General features: G+C 48.2%; 1 protein-coding gene. It reads right to left on the bottom strand.

Annotated features, from left to right (window positions below):
* Nucleotides 1–62 precede the first annotated feature (62 nt).
* Nucleotides 63–1,974: S8 family peptidase (locus WB217_RS10060; protein WP_423993038.1), on the bottom strand; the 1,912-nt coding region annotated here is incomplete at its 5' end.

Below are 1,974 nucleotides of genomic sequence, written 5' to 3'. Positions count from 1 at the left end.
TCTGACCCCCAGCGCTCCAACGCGTTATTGCTTTAGTGTACGACTTTTTTAAGGTGTAACTACTATTTTAAGTTTGGGTTTGCTGCTTTGGACAGGAAGACGGAGTAGTTGGATCTGAGCATTTTTTCTGTTGGCTTGAATGTTCCGTCTGGGTAGCCTGTTGTGATTTTTGCTGCTGCCAGGTTGTAGATTTGCTGGTAGCCGGCCATTCCTGCTGGTACGTCGGTGAAGCTGCCGGTTGGTGCTTCAGGGAGGCTGTATGCTTTTGATAGCATAATGGCCATTTCTGCACGGGTTACGAGATCGTTCGGACGGAAGGTTCCATCAGCGCGGCCGCTAATGATGCCGCGCTCGACCGCTGATTGGATATAACCAGATGCAAAGCTGCTGCTTGGCACATCGCTGAACTTGGTCGTTCTCTGCTTTCCATCCAATCCTAACGCTCTTCCCATCATCGCCACTGCTTCGGCACGAGTGACATCTTTAGATGGCTGCAGCCGGTTTGATGCGTCCCCTTTTAAGATGCCCGCAGAGTATAGGTACATCATATTTCGGCTGTACCAGGCTGTATTGGTCAGGTCAGGTATAGCAGGACTGCTTAGTGAGACCAATTCTTCATCTTTTTTATCAATGAGCATGGAATCATTCGCCCATGGATAGATCGTATACTTTATGTCGCCCCTTGTACCGTAGTCTTCAAAGGTTGCACTGGCAACGTTATTAGCAATCAATTTTCCATCACGGTAGATGGAGTAAGCCTGATATTTTTCCAATATCGGCTGCATATTTAATTTGAAGGAACCATTGCCGGTGCTTGCTAATGTGATTGGCGCTTGGGCGTTTTCAACAGGAACGGTGTCTGTCTGGATCAGTCCGTAACCGTATAAGCGATCCCTGCCGGCAATTCCAAGATCCTTCGCATTTTTTTGTAAAAGCGAACGGATTTGCTCATTCGTGTAGCTCGGGAATTTTTCCTTATAAAGAGCTGCCATCCCTGCTACAAACGGAGCCGCCATTGAAGTCCCGCTCATCGTCCCGTAGCCTGCAGCCGCCACACTTGTTGGAAGTGTAGAATAAATCATCTCGCCAGGTGCCGAAAGCTCAATTTCTGCGCCTGTTGCTGATGTCGATGCTCTGCGATTGTCTGATTTTACAGAAGCCACGGCAATGACACTTGGGAATTTCCCTGGATACTCGACCGTTTCATCGCTTCCAGATAAGGTCCCATCATTACCCGCAGCCGCTACGACGATGATTCCATTGGCATTGGCCTTGTCTACCATTGCTTTGATACCCATGTCAGGGTACTCAGTGGTTAAGCTCATGTTGATAATATTAACGCCCTTGCGGATGGCCCAGTCGATCCCCGCCATAATCGTGGAAGTTGTGCCATCTCCATTTCCATCAAGCGCTTTTACCGCATAAATTTCCGCGTCCGGAGCAACACCGACAATGCCGATGTTGTTGTTTTTAGCAGCGATGATGCCGGCCACATGCGTTCCATGCCCATTTTCATCGAGATAGCCATGGTCGCAGGCATTCGGACTAATGGAATCATCGAGGGTACATGTTCCTTCCTTTACAGTCAGGTCCTGATGGTTTGAATCTACACCTGTGTCAATTATCGCGATTTTCACGCCTTTTCCTGATAAAGTGGAAGGCACCTTCGCAGGGATATTGATGTTAGTGTGAGCCCAAGGGGTGGTCTGCGAACTTTCCTCGAATTTATTTTCCGCATGAAAACTACTGACCAGGCCGAGTGCCCGCATGCCTTCCAGCTTTGATTGTTCCATTACTACTGTCGCTGCATTAACTGCCGAGTAGGACTGGATGATTTCACCGCCATTTTTCTCAATCAGTTCAGTGTTCAATGGATTTGTAAAAAATACTATGTAACGTTCTTGCTCAGCCTGCATTTCAACTGTCGAAGCAAAGGTTGGGGCAGCCGCCGAGGTCATCAATAATGAAGTCAGT

It is taken from the genome of Mesobacillus sp. (genome assembly GCF_049588175.1).
Classification (GTDB): domain Bacteria; phylum Bacillota; class Bacilli; order Bacillales; family Cytobacillaceae; genus Mesobacillus.
Note: the sequence above shows the minus strand (reverse complement) of the source record. Positions and strands in the feature narration are given on the sequence as shown.